17 protein-coding genes are annotated in these 18,894 nt (G+C 52.6%); 8 read left to right on the top strand and 9 right to left on the bottom strand.

The window, feature by feature from the left end; genetic code table 11:
* Positions 1–146 precede the first annotated feature (146 nt).
* The 3 genes from UNDYM_RS29505 to UNDYM_RS29495 all read left to right on the top strand — a co-directional run bounded on the left by UNDYM_RS29505 (position 147) and on the right by UNDYM_RS29495 (position 3,768).
* Entirely contained in the window at positions 147–701 is a 555-nt protein-coding gene (locus tag UNDYM_RS29505) for a lipocalin family protein (protein ID WP_162044343.1), read from the top strand.
* Positions 702–765: 64 nt separating this feature from the next.
* The gene (locus tag UNDYM_RS29500; RefSeq protein ID WP_162044342.1) at positions 766–2,322 is read left to right on the top strand and encodes an FAD-binding domain-containing protein; all 1,557 of its coding nucleotides are present in this window, start codon (positions 766–768) and stop codon (positions 2,320–2,322) included.
* Between the two features lie 45 nt (positions 2,323–2,367).
* Positions 2,368–3,768 (top strand): DASH family cryptochrome, encoded by a 1,401-nt coding sequence (locus tag UNDYM_RS29495; protein ID WP_162044341.1) that lies wholly within the window; start codon positions 2,368–2,370, stop codon positions 3,766–3,768.
* Between the two features lie 81 nt (positions 3,769–3,849).
* Here UNDYM_RS29495 and UNDYM_RS29490 read toward each other — a convergent pair whose 3' ends face one another.
* The 3 genes from UNDYM_RS29490 to UNDYM_RS29480 all read right to left on the bottom strand — a co-directional run bounded on the left by UNDYM_RS29490 (position 3,850) and on the right by UNDYM_RS29480 (position 5,966).
* On the bottom strand, positions 3,850–4,992 hold the full coding sequence (locus UNDYM_RS29490) for an ABC transporter substrate-binding protein (protein WP_162044340.1): 1,143 nt from the start codon (positions 4,990–4,992) through the stop codon (positions 3,850–3,852).
* A gap of 435 nt (positions 4,993–5,427) precedes the next feature.
* Positions 5,428–5,727 (bottom strand): MarR family winged helix-turn-helix transcriptional regulator, encoded by a 300-nt coding sequence (locus UNDYM_RS29485; RefSeq protein ID WP_162044339.1) that lies wholly within the window; start codon positions 5,725–5,727, stop codon positions 5,428–5,430.
* On the bottom strand, positions 5,724–5,966 hold the full coding sequence (locus tag UNDYM_RS29480; protein WP_162044338.1) for a hypothetical protein: 243 nt from the start codon (positions 5,964–5,966) through the stop codon (positions 5,724–5,726). The genes UNDYM_RS29485 and UNDYM_RS29480 overlap by 4 nt, the downstream gene beginning before the upstream one ends.
* 197 nt (positions 5,967–6,163) lie before the next feature.
* On the opposite strand from UNDYM_RS29480, the gene UNDYM_RS29475 reads away from it, so the two are divergent.
* Positions 6,164–7,423 (top strand): flavin-dependent oxidoreductase, encoded by a 1,260-nt coding sequence (locus tag UNDYM_RS29475; protein WP_162044337.1) that lies wholly within the window; start codon positions 6,164–6,166, stop codon positions 7,421–7,423.
* Positions 7,424–7,585: 162 nt separating this feature from the next.
* On the opposite strand, the gene UNDYM_RS29470 is transcribed toward UNDYM_RS29475, so the two are convergent.
* From UNDYM_RS29470 to UNDYM_RS29455, 4 genes are read right to left on the bottom strand one after another with little or no spacing between them, the layout of a single operon-like run.
* Positions 7,586–8,668, bottom strand: a complete 1,083-nt coding sequence (locus UNDYM_RS29470; protein WP_162044336.1) for a TIGR00266 family protein — start codon at positions 8,666–8,668, stop codon at positions 7,586–7,588.
* A gap of 11 nt (positions 8,669–8,679) precedes the next feature.
* Positions 8,680–9,360, bottom strand: a complete 681-nt coding sequence (locus UNDYM_RS29465) for a TIGR00266 family protein (RefSeq protein ID WP_162044335.1) — start codon at positions 9,358–9,360, stop codon at positions 8,680–8,682.
* 9 nt (positions 9,361–9,369) lie between these two features.
* On the bottom strand, positions 9,370–10,029 hold the full coding sequence (locus UNDYM_RS29460) for a TIGR00266 family protein (protein ID WP_162044334.1): 660 nt from the start codon (positions 10,027–10,029) through the stop codon (positions 9,370–9,372).
* Positions 10,030–10,049: 20 nt separating this feature from the next.
* Positions 10,050–11,270 (bottom strand): M48 family metallopeptidase, encoded by a 1,221-nt coding sequence (locus tag UNDYM_RS29455; RefSeq protein ID WP_162044333.1) that lies wholly within the window; start codon positions 11,268–11,270, stop codon positions 10,050–10,052.
* A gap of 229 nt (positions 11,271–11,499) precedes the next feature.
* Between UNDYM_RS29455 and UNDYM_RS29450 the strand changes: the two genes are divergently transcribed.
* Positions 11,500–12,378, top strand: a complete 879-nt coding sequence (locus UNDYM_RS29450) for a LysR family transcriptional regulator (protein WP_162044332.1) — start codon at positions 11,500–11,502, stop codon at positions 12,376–12,378.
* A 23-nt stretch (positions 12,379–12,401) separates the two neighbouring features.
* On the opposite strand, the gene UNDYM_RS29445 is transcribed toward UNDYM_RS29450, so the two are convergent.
* Positions 12,402–12,803 (bottom strand): hypothetical protein, encoded by a 402-nt coding sequence (locus UNDYM_RS29445; RefSeq protein ID WP_162044331.1) that lies wholly within the window; start codon positions 12,801–12,803, stop codon positions 12,402–12,404.
* A 215-nt stretch (positions 12,804–13,018) separates the two neighbouring features.
* Here UNDYM_RS29445 and UNDYM_RS29440 point away from each other — a divergent pair, with 215 nt between their 5' ends.
* Positions 13,019–15,349 (top strand): DEAD/DEAH box helicase, encoded by a 2,331-nt coding sequence (locus tag UNDYM_RS29440; RefSeq protein ID WP_162044330.1) that lies wholly within the window; start codon positions 13,019–13,021, stop codon positions 15,347–15,349.
* 111 nt (positions 15,350–15,460) lie between these two features.
* Here UNDYM_RS29440 and UNDYM_RS29435 read toward each other — a convergent pair whose 3' ends face one another.
* Complete coding sequence (locus UNDYM_RS29435) at positions 15,461–16,489, bottom strand: aldo/keto reductase (protein ID WP_162044329.1); 1,029 nt, start codon at positions 16,487–16,489, stop codon at positions 15,461–15,463.
* A gap of 205 nt (positions 16,490–16,694) precedes the next feature.
* On the opposite strand from UNDYM_RS29435, the gene UNDYM_RS29430 reads away from it, so the two are divergent.
* Together UNDYM_RS29430 and UNDYM_RS29425 are read left to right on the top strand one after the other, a co-directional pair.
* Positions 16,695–17,333: a TetR/AcrR family transcriptional regulator gene (locus UNDYM_RS29430; RefSeq protein WP_162044842.1), complete on the top strand. Its 639-nt coding sequence runs from the start codon at positions 16,695–16,697 to the stop codon at positions 17,331–17,333.
* 214 nt (positions 17,334–17,547) lie between these two features.
* Positions 17,548–18,879, top strand: coding sequence for an alpha-amylase family glycosyl hydrolase (locus UNDYM_RS29425; protein WP_162044328.1), 1,332 nt, complete (start codon positions 17,548–17,550; stop codon positions 18,877–18,879).
* Positions 18,880–18,894: the final 15 nt, after the last annotated feature.

The following is an 18,894-nucleotide window of genomic DNA, read 5'->3' as shown; positions in this document are numbered from 1 at the left end:
CAGTTAATAGCTGGCAAATGTATGAACTCAACCGGCGTCTGTGAGCGCTTGCCAGATTAACTGTATATTTGCATGTCCGGCAAGTGTCACCTATATATTGCCGCAGTCAAAGGCTGCTCTTGCCATGAAATTATTTGGAGTAATTAATGAAGAAAAGAATCATCTGCGCGCTACTGTTTGCATTAAGCCTGAACGCGAATGCTACCGATACACCGCAAGCCGCTGCCAAGCCTGTTGTGACGATAGCCGCACTGGATGTGCCGCGCTACATGGGTACCTGGTATGAAATAGCAAAGTTTGAAAATCGATTCCAGAAGAAGTGCACGGGCTTTACCTCGGCGACGTATTCAGCATTGGCGGACGACAAGGTACAGGTCACCAACCGTTGCCAGGGCAGTGGTGGCGAGGTCATCGAGGCTATAGGCGAGGCCAGGCAGGTGGGCAATTCAAGTTCACCAAAATTGAAAGTGCGCTTTGCGCCAGCTTTTTTGTCTTTTCTGCCTATGGTGTGGGGCGACTATTGGGTCATAGATCTGGACCAGGATTACCAATTGGTTGCCGTCAGCGAAGCCAAGCGTGAATTCTTGTGGATATTGTCACGCACGAAAAAAGTTGATAAAGAAAAGTACGATGCCCTGGTCGCACGGCTGGTGGCTCAAGGCTTTGATGTAAGCAAGCTGGTGCTCACTAAACAGGAGTAGCAGGCTTGCGTCCCAGTTTTTGTGCATGCCGGATAAAATAAACAGGCGTTGATATAATGCCCGCATGACATATAGCATCGTTTGGTTCAAACGCGACCTGCGTTTGCATGATCATCTTGCGCTACATACAGCAACCAGCAAAGGGCCGGTGCTGTGCTTGTACGTTGTCGAACCGTCTTTGTGGGCGCAGGCTGATGCAGCGAACCAGCATTACCAGTTCTTGCTCGAGAGCCTGCGTGAGCTTTATATTGCGTTGCGAAAAAATGGTGGTCAACTGCATATCCTGACAGGTGAAGTCACTGAAGTCTTTGCGCACATTTTTGCACACCAGCCATTCTCGGCTATTTATTCACACGAAGAAACGGGTAACAATTTCACCTACCAGCGTGATAAGGCGCTGGCGCGCTGGTGCCGCGCGCAACAAGTAGAATGGCATGAGCTTGCTCAGTTTGGTGTGGTACGTCGCTTGCAGAGCAGGGACGACTGGCAGGCCAGCTGGAATGCACATAATGACTTGCCCTGTGCAGCGCTGCCGCCCTTGAGCGCCGCCAGTTTTACACCAATGACGCCTGCAATTACACTCCCACGATTGCCGCCTTCAGTACAGGAGTTGCACCTGGACCCTTATGATCCGCCTGAGCGTCAGCGTGGTGGCAGGCAGAATGGCTTGATGATACTGAATAGTTTTTTGCGTGAGCGCAGCCATCAATACCGGGGCGGGATTTCATCACCCTTATCGGCACCCACAGCTTGTTCGCGCCTGTCGCCGTATCTGGCATTTGGCTGCCTCAGCCTGCGGGAAGTCGTGCATGCCACACGCGACCACATCGCCAGCTTGCCAGCCACGGCTGAGCGTCACAAAAAAGGGCTTGAAGCCTTTATCAGTCGCTTGTACTGGCATTGCCACTTTATTCAAAAACTGGAGAGTGAGCCAGAAATTGAATACCGCAATATGCATCGTGGCTATGACGGACTGCGTGAGCAGGAATTCAATCAGGCGCATTTTGACGCACTGATTTCTGCCCGCACTGGCTGGCCGCTGGTCGATGCTTGCGTAAGCATGTTGCGGCAAACAGGCTGGCTTAATTTTAGAATGCGTGCCATGCTGGTTTCTGTCGCAGCCTATCCTTTGTGGCTGGACTGGCGACCAGTCGGGCACTGGCTTGCGCGCCAGTTTCTGGATTACGAACCAGGCATACACTGGAGCCAGATGCAGATGCAATCAGGCACTACGGGGACGAATGTGCCGCGTATTTATAATCCCATCAAGCAGGCCAGTGACCATGATCCCCATGGCCATTTCGTGCGGCGCTGGCTGCCTGCGATGCGACGCGTACCTGACACATGGTTGTTTGAACCATGGCGCATGCCAACAGATGTGCAGGCAGCTTGCGGTGTCAAAGTGGGTGTCGATATCCCTGAGCCTATAGTCGATCTGGAACTGGCGACTCGCATTGCCAAGACCCGGCTGTTTGATTTGCGTAAGCAACCTCACATGCAGGCCCCCAAATTAGCTGTCATAGAAAAGCATCGTTCGCGCAAAAAGACGCCTGGCAAGATGCGTCAGCAGACTACATCCAGCAAACAGCCTGTCAGCGTGCAATTGGAGCTGGACTGGTGAGATGAGAACAATGGTTAAAACAATGGTTAAAGAATAAGGATGTCGATGAGTGATAGTTCATGTGTTCTTTCAGCACAAGCTCAAGAAGGTAGTCCTTCCAACACGCCAGGCACTGTGATTTATTGGTTTCGCAATGACCTGCGTTTGGCAGATAACCGGGCTTTGGTTCATGCCTGCCAGCATGCGGAAAACCTGGTATTTGTCTATTGTCATTCACTCTCCGCTTTGCAGCCACAGCGCTGGAACTTGCCCCACCCTGGGCTGCATCGCCAGCGCTTTGTGGCATCTGCTTTAGCTGATTTAAGCGATCAGTTAAACGCAATGGGCAGCCAGCTAATGGTGGTGAACATGAGTGCCGTGGAATTTCTGCCGCTGCTCGCAAGTGAACTAGATAGTAAGGTGGTTTACTGTGAAGAGATTGCTGCACCTTATGAGCAAGACGATATCTCGGCATTAAGAGCAGCAGGTTTGACCGTGCATACACACTGGCAATCCACCTTGCTTGATCCAGTACATTTGCCCTTCAAACCAGATGCGCTGCCTGATGTATTTACGCAGTTTCGCAATATCATTGAAGGCAGTGGCGTGCAGCCGCCTGCGCCGCTGCCAGCACCGCAGTCCTTGCCAGCTCTGCCAGACAATTTTGGCCAGATTGCAAAGAAGTGGGGAATTGACTCAGACGCTGGCGCGGTAGAGGCAAGTGCTGAAGCATCAGCACTGCTGAATGATGATCGCTCATCTTTCCCCTACTTTTTACCTGAATTTTCTGGTGGTTCAACTGCAGCTTGCGCGCATGTAGAAGACTATCTGAAGCGTAAGCTGCCGCACACCTATAAGCAAACCCGCAATCAATTGTCTGGGCTGGATTATTCGACCAAATTCTCTCCGTGGTTGGCCTCTGGTGCGATATCAGCACGCCAGATTTTTAGTGCACTGAAAAAATTTGAAGCGGAACATGGTGCCAATGAAGGCAGTTACTGGATCTGGTTTGAATTATTGTGGCGTGATTATTTTCGCTTGCTGCATCTGAAATATGGACGCCGCTTATATTTCGCCAAGGGCCTGAGCGATTTACCGGCACCGGCACATGACGCAGAAAAATTCACTGACTGGTGTCTGGCCCGGACAGGCAATGCGTTTATAGATGCGGCGATGGCAGAGCTCGCCGCAACAGGCTATTTATCGAACCGCATGCGTCAGGTGGTTGCCAGTTATCTCATCCATGAACTGGCTTGCGACTGGCGTGCTGGTGCGGCATGGTTTGAGGCACAGCTCATTGATTATGATGTGTACAGCAATCAAGGCAACTGGTTGTATATCGCAGGGCGTGGCACAGACCCGCGCAATGGCAGGCGTTTCAATATTCAAAAGCAAGTCAATGACCATGATTGTGATGGATCATATCGACGACTATGGGGCAAACCTGGCAACGCGGCAAACGATTAATCAAGAATTAAAAAAGCAAGCGCCGCATCAGGCGGCGCTTGCTAAGAGATCAGGGCTTCGCTCCAGGTTTCTCCCTGGACATTAAGGGCCTACGGCTTTCCAGTTGCCACCTTGTATAGTCAGCATCACCCGCGCCTTTTCTTCCAGGCCGAAATGGTCATTCGCGGTGTAATGCAAGACACCCTGGGTGATAGGGATATCGATCTCGGATTCCATCGCGTCTTTCAAAGCTGTGCGGAATTCTGGCGTGCCGGGTTTGGCTTTTTTCAGAGCCAGGGGGATGACGCGGTTCAGCAGCAAATAGGCGTCGTAGCCGTGGGCGGCGAACTGGTTTCTTGTACCTTCGCCGTATTGTTTTTCATAGCGGTTGGTGAAGTCTGTAGCCAGTTGTTTTGACGGGTGGTTGTCTGGCAGCAGCTCGGGCAGGATGGCCAGGCCTGCGACGACGAAGGCACCTTCTACGTCTTTACCACCTAGGCGTATGAGGTCACGCGAGGCAGCGCCATGGGTCTGGTAGATTTTGCCTTTGTAGCCGCGTTCTATCAAAGCCTTGTGTGGCATGGCTGCACCGCTGCCGGATGCGCCTATGAGTATCGCATCTGGCTTGGCAGCGAGTAGCTTCAGGGTTTGTGCGGTAACGCTGGTGTCAGGGCGGTTAAAGCGTTCTGTTGCGACCGATTGCAAGCCATCTTTGGCGGCTGCAGCGGTGATGGCTTTGAACCAGGTCTCGCCATAGGCATCAGAATAACCGAGATAGGCGTAGGTTTTGACGCCTGCTTTTTTCATGTGGTCAGCCACGGCATGGGCCATGAGTGGAGTCGATTGGGCGACACGGAAAGTCCAGGTACCTTTGCCGGGGGCTACCTCAACCGGGGAGGTAGAGATTTGTGGCGTCTTGAGTTCAGAGGCGACTTCTGCCAGGGCAACGGACGCGGGTGTGGCGGTAGAGCCGACGATGACATCGACCTTGTCGTCAGTGATGAGCCTGCGGGCATTTTTGCTGGACTGGGTGGTGTCGGATGCGTCGTCGAGAATAATCAGTTTTACTTTTTCACCACCTATGGTTTCTGGCCACAGAGCAATGCCGTTTTTGGTGGGGATGCCCAGGCCAGATGCAGGGCCAGTCAGCGGCAGACTGACGCCTATGGTGATGTCGGCGTGGGCCATGCCTGTGGTGGCGGCTATCAGCAAGGCCAATAAGCTGGGTTTGAGTTTGATTTGCATTGCGGTCTCCTGAATTATTGTTGGTATTGCAGATGCGTGGTGTGGCGTACTGTTGCTTTTCGCTATAGGCCTTGTTGCTGGCCGGGCTAGCAATTTTGTTTTTTATTGCGACGCAATATTGTTATGTCGCATAACAGTTATTTAATATAATAATATTTTGGATGGGATGCAAGTAGGGATTTGAATTTTTGAGTTTCGCGTTGGCGACGACGATGTAGCCATTGCGCCACGAAAACGTGAACTCGTATCCCGTAGGTTGGGCTACGGGGTATCAGCCCAACACTCGGCCTTAACAAACATGTATATTTTTTATGCGCCCAGCTCGTAGGTTGGGCTTCGCTTCACCAGCCCAACATTCAACGTTTAATAAGGTATTCGTTTATCAAAAAACCTAGTGTCGGGCTGATACCCCGTAGCCCAACCTACGCAAAATTATTACTTCGGCTCCACGCACAACTTCCCCAGCAAGGCACGCAACTGCTGCCTTTCCTTCGCGTTCAGGTGCTGGCTGACCCTGTCATCGTGTTCTTTCACGGCCTGTTTGTATTTCTCTAATTGCTTCTGGCCTTCTTTGGTCAGGTGCAGGTTATAGGCCCTGCGGTCGCCGGAATCCTGACGTTCCAGCAGGCCTGCCTGTTCAAAATTGTCGATGATGGCGACCACGCCTGAGCGGGCGATGCCCATGACTTCTGCGAGGCGGGTTTGGGAGATACCTGGGTTTTTGCTGACTATCACCAAAGATGAAAAGCGCTGGGGGTGATGTCATAGACACCGAGGCTGGCACTGAAGTCTGCATAGATGGATAGCTGGGCGCGACGGACGGCGTAGCCGGTGAGCTCGTCAAGAATGCCATAGTCTATGCCTTCTATACGGGCGTTGAAAGTGGGTGGCTGCGCTGTGCTGGACTGGCGCTTGGGTGCTGCGGCCCTGGTCGTGGCTTGTACTTTGGAGTTGTCTGTTTTTTGTTTGGGCATGGTCGGGCAATATGAGTGTGCTTGTTCTTTGATTATTGTACATGCTGAACTATTCTAAATTAGCTATTCCTCATTGCCAGAAGTAGACAAATGGAAATTTGCAACAAGGCTTGTGTTACCCGGAATAATTGTTATACAGTAGAACAATATAGCCGTATTTAAAAACGCGCAGTATCATCAATTTGCTGGAGGAAGACATGAAAGTGGTAATCGCTGGTGCCGGGATAGGTGGCCTGACTCTTGCCTTGATGTTGCATGAGCGCGGGATAGATGTAGAAGTCTATGAAGCAGTCAATGAGATCAAGCCGCTGGGTGTGGGCATTAATTTGCTGCCACATGCGAGTCAGCAATTGTGCCAGTTGGGGCTGGAAAGCTGCCTGGCCGAGTTGGGCATAGAAACCTCATCATTGTCTTATTTCAATAAATTGGGGCAAAAAATCTGGCAGGAGCCACGTGGCCGTGCGGCTGGGTATGACTCACCGCAATACTCGATACACCGTGGTGAATTGCAGATGACTTTGCTGCAAAATGCCATAGAGCGCCTGGGTGCGGGGTGTATACACCAGGGTCATGCATTCACGTCTTTTGAGCAGGTCGCGGACAAGGTGATTTCTACTTTCACCAGGCAGGCAGATAAAACAGCGGTGACGGTAGAGTCTGATTTGCTGATAGGTGCGGATGGCATACATTCAGCAGTGCGGCGCTTTTTGTACCCGCAGGGTGACCAGCCACGGTTTTCTGGACGCATGCTGTGGCGCGGCGTAACAGAAGCCGCACCTTACATGGATGGACGCAGCATGTTCATGGCGGGACACCAGGACCAGAAATTTGTTTGCTACCCTATCTCTGAACCTTTGCGCAAACAAGGCCGTTCACTGATCAACTGGATTGCCGAGTTGCGGGTGCCGGGTGGCGAATTGCCTACCTCAGACTGGAACCGTAAAGTCGATAAAGCCACCTTCAGCAAACCCTTTGATAGCTGGAACTGGGGCTGGATAGATATCCCTGCACTTATTGAGGCCGCAGAGGTGGTGTATGAATTCCCGCTGGTAGATCGTGACCCTTTGCCACGCTGGACATTTGAGCGAGTGACGCTGCTGGGCGACGCTGCCCACCCCATGTACCCTATAGGCTCGAACGGCAGTGCGCAGGCAATACTTGATGCGCGGTATTTGAGTGACTGCCTGGCCGATTGCCTGCGTGGTGAAGCAAGTATCTTGTATGCCTTGCGAGAGTATGAGGCTGAACGATTGCCGCGCACGACAGGCATAGTATTACGCAATCGCATGAACGGGCCTGAGCAGGTGATGCAGATGGCAGAAGAGCGCGCCCCCCAGGGTTTTGCGGACGTGACTGAGGTGATTGCGCAGTCTGAGCTTGAAGCAATTTCTTTACGGTATAAACGGCTGGCAGGGTTTGATAAAGATGCCTTGCGTGTAGCAGGGAAGATTGCCTGATGCATTGAAAAATAGCAGCTGGATTAGTGTTGCTCTCCCTTGCAAGGGGAGGATGTCAGGGTTTCAGAAAGCGTGCTTTGCGAAACCCAGCCACCATCCATCCAAAGGATGGCACCGTCGCCACAATTCAAAAAATGGGAGAGTCCAACATTTCGCCTTCGCTTAATCCTTAGTCGGACGATACTGCCCAGCCCAACCAGCAAATGCGCCAACGCTGCGTGTCTGTATCCACAATTTACCTTCACCCTTGAAGCGGCAGACGAAGCCTTCGCCGGAGAAGAATAGCGACTTGTAGCCGCCGACTTTGCTGATGCTGTACTCCAGGCCTTCGGTGAAGGCGACGATGTTGCCGGTGTCGACGACGTAGCCGTCCTTGACGTCGATTTCTATGATGGCGCCGTAGCTGTTGAGCCACAAATCACCCTCACCGGAGGCGCGTATCAGGAACAGGCTTTCGCCGGAAAAGAAGCCTTTGGTAAAGCCCTGCCATTTGGTTTCTATGTTGATGCCTGGAGTACTGGCAACAAAGGCACCACTTTGCAGGTACAGGGTTTCGCCGCGCATGTAGCGGTGGATCAGGTCGCCGGGTGTGGCTGGGGCGATACCGATTTCGCCTGGGCCGTTTTCAGCGGTGAATTCATTAAGGAACAGGTTTTCACCCGACAGCATGCGTGAGATACCGCCTTTCATCTTGGTTTTCATGACCAGGTTGGTGTCCATCGTGGCCATGGCGCTGGCTTCCACTTTCAGCATTTGTCCGGGTGGTAGCTGGACAGTGACGAAGCCAAAATCAGGGCTGCCATCGATCCTGAATTTCAGACCGGCGAAATCGGTTGCTGCAACTGGCTGCGCTGGAGCCAGCGCTGTAGCAGTTGTACTGACCGCAGTTTCCTGTCTGGCGATTGCTGGTGCAGCTTCAACGGGAGCTTGAGCCACAACTGCTGACGTAACTGCAGTTGCGGGTACAGCGGCTGTTTCGGGAGCCAGGACTTCACTTTTCGCCGCAGTATCCGCATCACCTTGCAGGCGCACCTTCAGGCCATTTTTTTCTATGGTCAGGCGGTATTTTTCTGCGGTCTCGCTATCAAGCCCACGTTTGATGACGCGTGGTGCGGTTTCCAGCAATTGCCTGGCTTGTTCTGCCGGGAGCTTGAACAATTTTTCGACTGTAGCGCAAGCCTGTTCAAAACTGATGCCTTCAGCCAGTTCACCGGTGAGGACGACATCTATCATCGTGTTATTCATTGTTTTTGTCCTTATCCGCGCACTTTGAGCTCAGGGCCCAGTAATTGGCCAAAGCTGCTTTCATTATGGGACTGGCACCAGACCGTGCCACGGCCAGAGAATTTGCATACCATGCCTTCGCCACCAAGTATGGATTGCAACCAGCTCTTGCCCGCCTTGGTGATGGAGAATTGCAGGGTTTCGCTAAAGGCGACGATGTGGCCGGTATCGACGATGTAATCACCATCGACTTCTATGGGATAAATAGCACCGAAGGAGGACAGGACTGCCGTGCCTTTGCCCTTGAGCTTGAGCCAGAAAATGCTTTCGCCAGACAGTATAGATTTAAAACCCTGCCAGCCCAGATCGACTTCTATGCCTTCATCACAGGCGAGGAAAGAACCGCCCTGAACAATGAGGTTATCGTTGTTCAGTGGCATGACCAGCATGTCACCGGCGAGGTCAGTGCCCAGCCAGACTTCGCCTGGCGTGTTCTGTGGTTCAAAGTGATTCAGGAACAGGGATTCACCGCCGAGCAAGCGCTTGGCTGCCTTCAGTAATGAGCCGCCCTGTTTTTTATGGGTGGTCGTGGTGATTTGCATATTGCTGCTCATGGCCAGCATGGCACCGGATTCGGCAGTGCAGACTTCGCCGGGGCGCAGGCTGACTTTGGCAGCGGTATTGCCAGGCTGATTGACTAATTCTACGTGCATGATGCGTCCTTACAATTTTGGATTGAGCCAGCTAGCCAGGCTGGAAATACTGCGCGTCTGTATGATGATCTTGCCTTTGCCGCTGACACGCGTGACCAGGCCTTCACCACCAAAGAAGCTGGAAAACAAACCACCCGCCAGTTGCAGATTCAGGCGCAGCGATGGGTCGTAAGCCACCAGGTGGCTGGTATCGACGATGTATTCACCATTCACTTCTTTTTCCAGCAATGCGCCATAAGCGCCAAACCAGACCTTGCCATGACCGCTGACCTTGATGCGGAACAGGCCTTCACGCGCAATCCAGGATGCAAAACCGGCAAAGCCCAAGCCTATCTTGACGCTTTCTTCACAGGCCAGGAAGGCCCCAGGCTGCATGTAATACACTTCGTCATTGAGCTCCTTGCACAGGACTTCACCCGGCGTAGGCTGGACGATGGTCATGCTGCGTGGTGTCGAAGTCGCATTATGAAAGCGGCTGATGAACAGGGATTCACCACCCAGGTATTTGCGCAGCAAACCCTTGATCAGGCCGCCATTGAAATGTGCGGTGAGGTCCAGGCTGGCATCCATGCTGGACATGGCATCGGGCTCTGTCATGATGCTCTCACCGGGGGCGAGTTCTACCTCGACGTAGGAGAAGGCATGGCCCCCTTTGATATTTGCTTTCACTGATTACTCCTTTTTGTGTTTCAGGATTGTGGTGTTGAGGATGGGCCTGCGGGTTTATCTTTGGGCTCGCCAGCCGCTGGTTTGGCGACAAATTTTTTGACGGCCTCCTGCAAATCCTTGAAGGCAGCTTCCTGACTCAGGTAGGCTTCAGGCTTCTCAGGTTTACCGATGAGCTCGCGCAAATGTGCCATGCGTTTTTCGCTGGTGGGGTGAGTGCTCAGCAAACCCATGGCTTGTTTGTAGGCTTCACGTGCCTGCTTGTTGTCGATTTTTTCCAGAGCGGCTTTTTCTTCTGCAATCATGCGTTCAAAAAAGACCGGCAAACCTGCCGGATTGATGTTGGCACGCTTTAATAGCAGCACACCTTTTTCATCGGCATCGGTTTCAAAGCGGCGCGAATATTGCTGGCTCAGCAGCATGGGCGCAGCATTGCTGAAGACCGCCAGCAAACCGCTGACATCGCCAAACACGGCACTGGCAACCAGGTAAATACCGGCATTGCCTATGATATTGCGTGTGCCATGACGTTCTTCTACATGGCTGATTTCATGCGCAAGTACGCCCAGTAATTCTTCTGCACTACCCGCCTTCAGGATCAGGCCTGAGTGGATGGCGACATAACCGCCAGGCAGGGCATAGGCATTGGCGCCGCTGTCATTGACGATAGAAATAGAGTAGCGATACGGCGAATTCGGCAAGGCTTGTAGCAGGGGTGCGGTGAGTGGTTTCAACACCACATCCGCCTCAGCTTTAGGCATGCGCCGGTTTTTCAGGTCATCCTGGGCAGCCACGCTGGCACCGAGTTTTTCTTCCCATTCTATGGGCACCTGTTTGGCGGCATAGGCAGACATGGTGTCCATTTGCCACATCAGGCCTACCGGCACCGCTATCAAAAGCAGGCTGAAGCCTATTAATGCTCCCCAGCCATAAGCACGTTTGCGGCCCGCCGCAGAGATCTGGCGCGAGCATTCAGGGTGAGCAAGCAAGACCGGATTTTTCAATATGCTGAGGTCACTGGTGTACAGCACCAGGTCAGGCTTGTGGGCATGCTTGATGAAGACCAGTTTATTCGCTGCACCACCCAGTGTCAGTTCCAGTTGCGCAAATGGTAAAGTGCCCAGCAAGGAAGCCACCTGATAACTGAGCCCCAGTTGTGACAGGCTCAGTTCACCAGTATCCCGGCCACCGGGCAGGGATGCGTGAAAAGCGTGGCAAGGGTATTTGCTGGAAGCAAGCTCCATGTTGATCCTGAAGTAATATAAAAAGCTGTCTATAGCTTGCAGAAGAAGCAAGCAAATTTAGTCATGGCGTCAGAATTATAAAGCAGCGATCCGTATTTTTTGTTTAAGTTTTTAAACCTGACAAAACATGGTATTGACGCAATAGATTGTGGCTGCTAGCGCATCACCTGCCAGTATTATGTTTCCCTGTGCCGATATAATGCTTTCGTTATTGAAAGAACTCCTGCCCATGTCACCAGACTTGAATGATTTACTGGCTTTCGCCCGCGTTGCAGAATGCCGCAGTTTCCGCCAGGCTGCGCAAGAATTGCAGCTTACGGCTTCTGCACTGAGCCACACCATGACCAGGATGGAGAAAAAACTGGGCATGCGCCTGCTGCAAAGAACTACCCGCAGCGTCAGCCTGACACCGGCGGGTGAACGCCTGCTGCAGAGCCTGCAACCAGCGCTGCAGGAAATCCAGGGTGCCCTGGAAAGTCTGAATGAACTCAGGGACAAGCCAGTTGGCCGTTTGCGCCTGAATGTGCCGCGCCCAGCGGCGCAACTCACACTTGCCCCTGTCATGGCTGCCTGGCATGCCGCTTACCCTGAAGTCGAACTCGAAGTCGTCAGCAGCGATGCCCTTATCGATATCGTGGAACAGGGCTTTGATGCGGGCCTGCGTTTTGGTGAAAGCCTGCAGCAGGACATGGTGGCTATCCCGGTGGGGCGCGAAATCCGTTTTGTCGTTTGTGCCTCTCCTGCCTATTTGCAAAAGCACGGTGTACCTGAAACGCCGCATGATCTGTTGCAACATCAATGCATGCAATTCCGTTTCCCCAGCGGGCAAAGATATCGCTGGGAATTCCAGCGCGGGCAAGAAAAGATGGAAGTTGCCACTACCGGCGCGCTGGTGTTTGATGATTTCTATGTGGCGACGCGGGTCGCCTGCGATGGTGCCGGGATTTGCTATACCTATTGTGGCTATGCCGATGAGCTGGTGAAGCAGGGGAAATTGCAATACGTGCTGGAAGACTGGTGGCCAGCGCCTGAGCGCAGCTATTTATACTACCCCAGCCGCCGTCATCAGTCGGCGGCTTTGCGGGCTTTCATCGATTTTATGAAATGAGTTCTAGCGTATTTCAACGCCATCTACTTTGGCGTTTGCGCGACCGACCAGGAAAAACTGCCGCCTTTTGATTTGACCGCTTCATACAAGGTACTGACCTGCTTGTCTGCATTGTTATCCTGGGCGGCGACTTTATTGCTGGTTTGCAGTTTCCATTTTTTTGTTGTGGCTTTATCGCTGGCTGCAGAGAAGCTATACGTCAATTCGTAATGCAGTCCCAGAGCGTCAACGGCCTTGCGGAATGTATCCAGGGTTGCCTGGTCTTCAGTCTCATACGAGATTTTCAACAGTACATCGACCTGGGGATTTTTTGCGTACTGACGAATGCGATCAGAGGGCAGGTCAGCAGCACTGGCCGTGTATGGAGTAAGAGCAGTGCCAGCAAGGCAGATAAAGGCAGATGCCAATACGAAGTATTTTTTCATGGTGTTGAGCTTGGTTTATTTGGTATTTCTCATTAGTTTACATGCTAAATTCACATGAAATAATATCAAATATATACTTTACAAGTAAGTAAATATTTTATTTTTTGTCAAGTGCCACTGGCAGGTATTTCCCCTGACTTACCCACAGAAGAGTAAACTATAGGGATAACCATCTTGTCGCATCCTGCGATACGAGCGAACGAGCGAGCATCGCCATGTCAGAAAACAAACCCCCGATTACTTTTGAAGACCTGCAATTGAGTGCGCCCATCATGCGCGCCTTGCAGGATGTAGGCTATGAAACACCGTCGCCGATACAGGCGGCCACCATCCCGATTTTGTTGTCCAACCGTGATGTTCTCGGCCAGGCACAAACCGGTACCGGTAAAACTGCTGCTTTTGCCCTGCCCATACTGTCACGCCTGGATGTGCGTCAGACCACGCCGCAGGCGCTGGTGCTGGCTCCAACGCGTGAGCTGGCAATACAGGTGGCAGAAGCCTTCCAGACTTATGCACGCCATATCCCTGGTTTCCATGTCTTGCCTATCTACGGCGGCCAAAGCTATGGCCCGCAACTCTCGGCCCTGCGCCGCGGTGTGCATGTCGTGGTGGGCACACCTGGCCGTGTCATCGACCATCTGGACAAGGGCACGCTGGATTTGTCCGCGCTGAAAACCCTGGTGCTGGATGAAGCCGATGAAATGCTGCGCATGGGCTTTATCGATGACGTAGAACGCATCCTGCAAGAAACACCGGAAGGCCGCCAGACTGCCTTGTTCTCGGCCACCATGCCGTCAGCCATCAAGCGCATCGCCCAGACTTATCTGAACAAACCAGCAGAAGTCACCGTTGCTGCCAAGACCGGCACAGCCGACAATATCCGCCAGCGTTACTGGCTGGTCAGTGGCATGCACAAGCTTGATGCCCTGACACGCATACTGGAAGCCGAAACTTTCGACGGCATGATCATTTTTGCCCGTACCAAACTGGGTACCGAAGAACTGGCAGCCAGGCTTGATGCAAGAGGCTTCTCGGTTGCCGCCATCAACGGCGACATCAACCAGCAACAGCGTGAACGCACTATCCAGCAACTGAAAGACGGCAAGATCGATATCCTGGTCGCGACCGATGTGGCTGCCCGTGGTCTGGACGTAGAGCGTATCAGCCACGTCATCAACTATGACGTGCCGTATGATCCAGAAAGCTACACCCACCGCATTGGCCGTACTGGCCGCGCCGGTCGCAGTGGTGAAGCCATCCTGTTCATCACGCCACGCGAAAAGAATCTCTTGAAAGCGATAGAAAGAGCGACGCGTCAGCCAGTGTCACCGCTGGAACTGCCGACCATACAGACAGTCAACAATGTCCGTATCGCCCGCTTCAAGGACCAGATTTCAGCCACGCTGGCACAAGGTGGTCTGGAAGAATTTACGTCCCTGATCGAAGATTTTGAGCGTGAGCAAAATATCCCTGCGGTGGAAATTGCTGCGGCGCTGGCCAAAATGGCGCGTGGCGATGAACCTTTGCTGCTCGATAAAAACCGTAAAGAAACGAAAAACGACGATAGCTGGCGCGATGAGCGTCCTGCCCGCGCCGAGCGTGGTGACAGGAACGATCGCGGTGACAGGGGTGACCGGGGTGATAGATTCGAACGCGCACCGCGTGAAGACCGTGGCGCACGCCGCGAACACAGCCCGCGCACACCAGAGCCTGGCATGCAGACTTTCCGCATCGCTGTCGGTCATGATCATGGCGTCAAGCCAGGCAATATCGTTGGTGCAATTGCCAATGAAGCCAATATCGAATCCAAGTTCATCGGCCGTATCGATATCTATGATGACTACACCATCCTCGATCTGCCAGACAATCTGCCTGGCGACATGATGGAACACCTGAGTTCAGTACGTGTAGCTGGCCAGGCCCTGCGCATCAGTGCAGAAAAAGGCAATGGCAGCAATGCGCCAGCATCCCGTCCTGCACCACGTGCAGCGCGCGAAGAAACACCTCGTGAACGTGCTCCACGTATAGCTGAAGCCGCACCTGGCAGCAAGCTGAATCAGGTCGTAGATCGCGCCGCCCGCGCGCCCTTTGAAGAAGAGCGCCCGGCCAAACCTAAAAAAGACAAGGCTGACGGCAAAGGCAAGGTCGGCATCCCCATGCTGACTTACCGTATCGAAGTCGGCAAGGCTGATGCAGTAACGCCTAGCAATATCGTTGGTGCAATCGCCAATGAAGCCGGTCTCGAAGCCAAGCATATAGGCCGTATCGATATTTTTGACGACTACAGCACGCTGGACTTGCCAGATGGCATGCCCAAGGAATTGCTGAAGCAGTTGAAAGGTGTCTGGGTCGCAGGCAAGCAAATCCAGATCAGCCCGGTCGGTGAAGACCATGTGCGCAAACCTCTGCCAACAAGCCAGCCTTCACCTTTCGGCCCCAAGAAAGCAGGCGGTGATCGCCGCGTGACAGAAAAAGCCAAGGGATATGGAGCAGGCAAACCAAAAGCTGCTGCAGCCAAGCCGCATCGCAAAGGCCCTAAAGCCTGATTGGCCTGACGGCGCCATGATGGCGCCAGTTCATCAGATCTGAAGTAATAGTTCAAATACCCCCCCCGCCCATGCGGGGGTATTTTTTTCTACGGGCAGGTTTATGTTTGCTCAGGCAGCAGCGCGTTCTGCATCTGGTCTGCGGCGTAGCCTGACCTGGGTAATTGCTGGCGGGTTGTAGGCAGCGTGCAAGGGGCCAACATCAGTTCCAGGTGCGACGATCTGGTCTATTTTGTCCAGTACTTCTTCACTGAGCGTGACACCAGCACCTGCCAGCAGGTCATCCAGTTGTGCCATCGTGCGCGGCCCCAGGTTGGCCGAGGTCACGCCTGGGTGGGCAATCGCAAATGCCATCGCCATATGTGTCAGTGATAATCCTGCCTCCTGCGCGACGACGATCAGTTGTTCAACAGCGTCCAGTTTGCCTGCATCTGTCATATAGCCGGGATTGAAACGCACGCGTGCGCTATCGGTTTGCTGGCCCTTGCGATATCTGCCGGTCAGCAAACCCATGGACAAGGGACTCCATACCATCACGCCCATGCCGTACTTTTCGCAAGTCGGCAGCACTTCCCTTTCTATGCTGCGGTTGAGTATCGAATAAGATGGTTGCTCGCAACGGAAGCGTGCCAGCCCACGCTTTTCTGCCACCCATTGCGCTTCCACGATGTCAGACACCGGGAAGGTGGATGATCCTATGGCACGTATTTTCCCTGCGCGCATCAGGTCGGTCAGTGCCGACAGGGTTTCTTCTATGTCGGTGTCCGGTGCTGGCCTGTGTATCTGGAACAGGTCTATGTAATCGGTCTGCAGGCGGCGCAGGGAATTTTCCACCGCACGCACCAGCCAGCGTCGTGAATTGCCTTGCTGGTTGGGGTCAGTGCCCATAGGCAGATTGGCCTTGGTTGCCAGCACGACATCATCGCGCCTGCCCTTGAGCGCCTTGCCAACAATCTCTTCCGACTCGCCACGGCTATAGAAATCTGCCGTGTCGATAAAGTTGATGCCAGCGTCGAGCGCCTTGTGGATGATGCGGATGGAATCTTCATGATCAGTATTGCCGACGGCGCCAAACATCATTGCGCCCAGACAGTAAGGGCTGACCCTGATGCCGGTTTTTCCTAGCGTACGGTATTGCATATTATTTATTCCTGTAGTTGAGAGAATTAAATGAATCAGTTAAATGAGTTCTGATGACCGTCGACGAAATCAGCGTGCTGAAAGGTAAAATAGAACATCGTTCCGGATTTAATCGGATCAATGTTCCGTTTTATTATACGGAACGATGTTCCGTATTTCAAGAAAAGAATAAAATTGGAAATAAAAATGGAAGTGAAAAGTGGAAATGAATAAGCTGGCTCCCGGTGCAAGTAGTGAAAACGGCTGGAATGAAGAGCAAAAACCCAGGCGCGTGCGTGCAGATGCACAACGCAGTACAGATGCCTTGCTTGAGGCTGCTCTGGAAGTGTTTGCCACTTCCGGTGTAGATGCGCCAGTGCGCGAGATTGCCCAACGCGCAGGAGTAGGTGTAGGCACCCTGTATCGCCGCTTCCCGCAGCGCTCAGACCTGGTTATTGCGGTTTTCCGTCATGAAGTGGATGCCTGTGCCGACGCTGCACCCGTGCTGGCGGCTGAATACGCGCCTGGTGAGGCTGTCGCGCAATGGATGCTGCGCTATGTCGATTTCATCGCCGCCAAGCGCGGGCTGGCGGCAGCGCTGCATTCGGGTGACCCGGCATTCGCGATACTGCCAGCCTATTTTCAGCAGCGCCTTGAGCCAGCGCTCAGCAGTTTGCTTGATGCGGCAGCAGCGGCAGGCGACATGCGCGCAGATATAGCGCCTTATGATTTGCTGCGGGCAGTCGCCAATTTATCAACAACTACCCAGGAAGGCGGGCCAGAACATGCGCGGCGCATGCTGGCTTTGCTGGTCGATGGTTTGCGTTATGGCGCCAAGCCCGCCACTGGTACAAGCAAAGTGTAGATAATAAAATAATCATGATGTGTATTTTAACTACATTTAAATACCTATTTAAACATCCTATTTTTGATAGGCATGATATCGTTTTCAAGAAAATTACAGAGGGCGATCATTGACTTTCGAAAAGACTGATTAGGAACTTTCATCTTTCTTTTTCTTGATGCGCATTTTTTATTGATGTATCTTAACTACATAAATTAAATAATGAGACGAAATCATGAAGAAACTAGCTGCCCTGGCCCTGCTGGGATTGATATCCCTGCCGGTGCTTGCACAAACCACCAGTACGGTAAAGCATCCTGCCTGGAGCAAGAATGCCGCGATTTATGAAGCGAATATCCGCCAGCATTCACCAGAGGGCAGTTTCAAACGTTTTCAGGAATACCTGCCTGAACTGAAAAAGATGGGAGTAGGCATTATCTGGATCATGCCCATCAACCCTATCGGTGAAAAAAACCGCAAGGGCACTCTGGGCAGTTATTACGCCGTGCGTGATTACAAGGGCGTCAATCCCGAATTTGGCACGCCGGCTGATTTCAAAAACCTTGTCGATGCCGCCCATGCGCAAGGCATGAAGGTCATCATAGACTGGGTCGCCAATCACACCGCCTGGGACCATCCCTGGGCCACATCCCATCCTGAGTATTATCTGAAGAATGACAACGGCGAATTTGTCCCGCCTGTGGCTGACTGGCAGGATGTCATCAAGCTTAATTATGCGAACAAGCAGTTACGCGCAGAGATGATAGATGCGTTGAAGTTCTGGCTGACTGAATACGGTATCGATGGCTACCGTTGTGACGTCGCCGAGATGGTGCCGACTGATTTCTGGAACGAAGCGCGGGCAGCGCTGGACAAGGTAAAACCAGTCTTCATGCTGGCAGAAGCCGAGGCTACAGACTTGCATGAAAAAGCCTTTGACATGACGTATGCCTGGCAACTCAAGGATGTGTTTGGCGAAATCGCCAAAGGCAAGAAAAATGCAAATGATCTGGCCGCTTATATGGCCGGGCCAGAAAAGAAATTCCACCCTAATGCCTACCGCATGCTGCATACCTCCAACCATGATCTGAACTCATGGGAAGGTACCGAGTTTGAACGCCTTGGTGATGGCGCAGAAAACTTCCTCGTCTTGTCAAACCTGCTGAAAGGCATGCCCTTATTGTATTCAGGCCAGGAGGCGGGCAATACCAAACGCCTGGAATTCTTTGAGCGTGACCCCATCAAGTGGCAAGAGCATCCTTACAAGGCAATCTATACCACGCTGTTCCATTTAAAAAAATCCAATCAGGCTTTGTGGAATGGTACTGACGGCGCAGAGCAGGTGCGTATAGCTACATCGAATGATGCATCCATCTATGCGTTTTCACGCAGCAAGGCAGCTAATCAAGTCGTCGGTATTTTTAATCTGAGCGGGCAAGCACAAATCTTCAGCCTGAACCAGCCAGTCGCGGCGGGACTCAGCAATCTGTTTGGCAAGAAGGAAACGCTTAAACCAGGCCAAAAAATTGAACTCAAACCCTGGGAATACAAGGTCTTGGTCAAGTAAAAACATGGCAAACCG

The sequence above is a fragment of the Undibacterium sp. YM2 genome, assembly GCF_009937975.1.
GTDB lineage: Bacteria > Pseudomonadota > Gammaproteobacteria > Burkholderiales > Burkholderiaceae_D > Undibacterium.
Note: the sequence above shows the minus strand (reverse complement) of the source record. Positions and strands in the feature narration are given on the sequence as shown.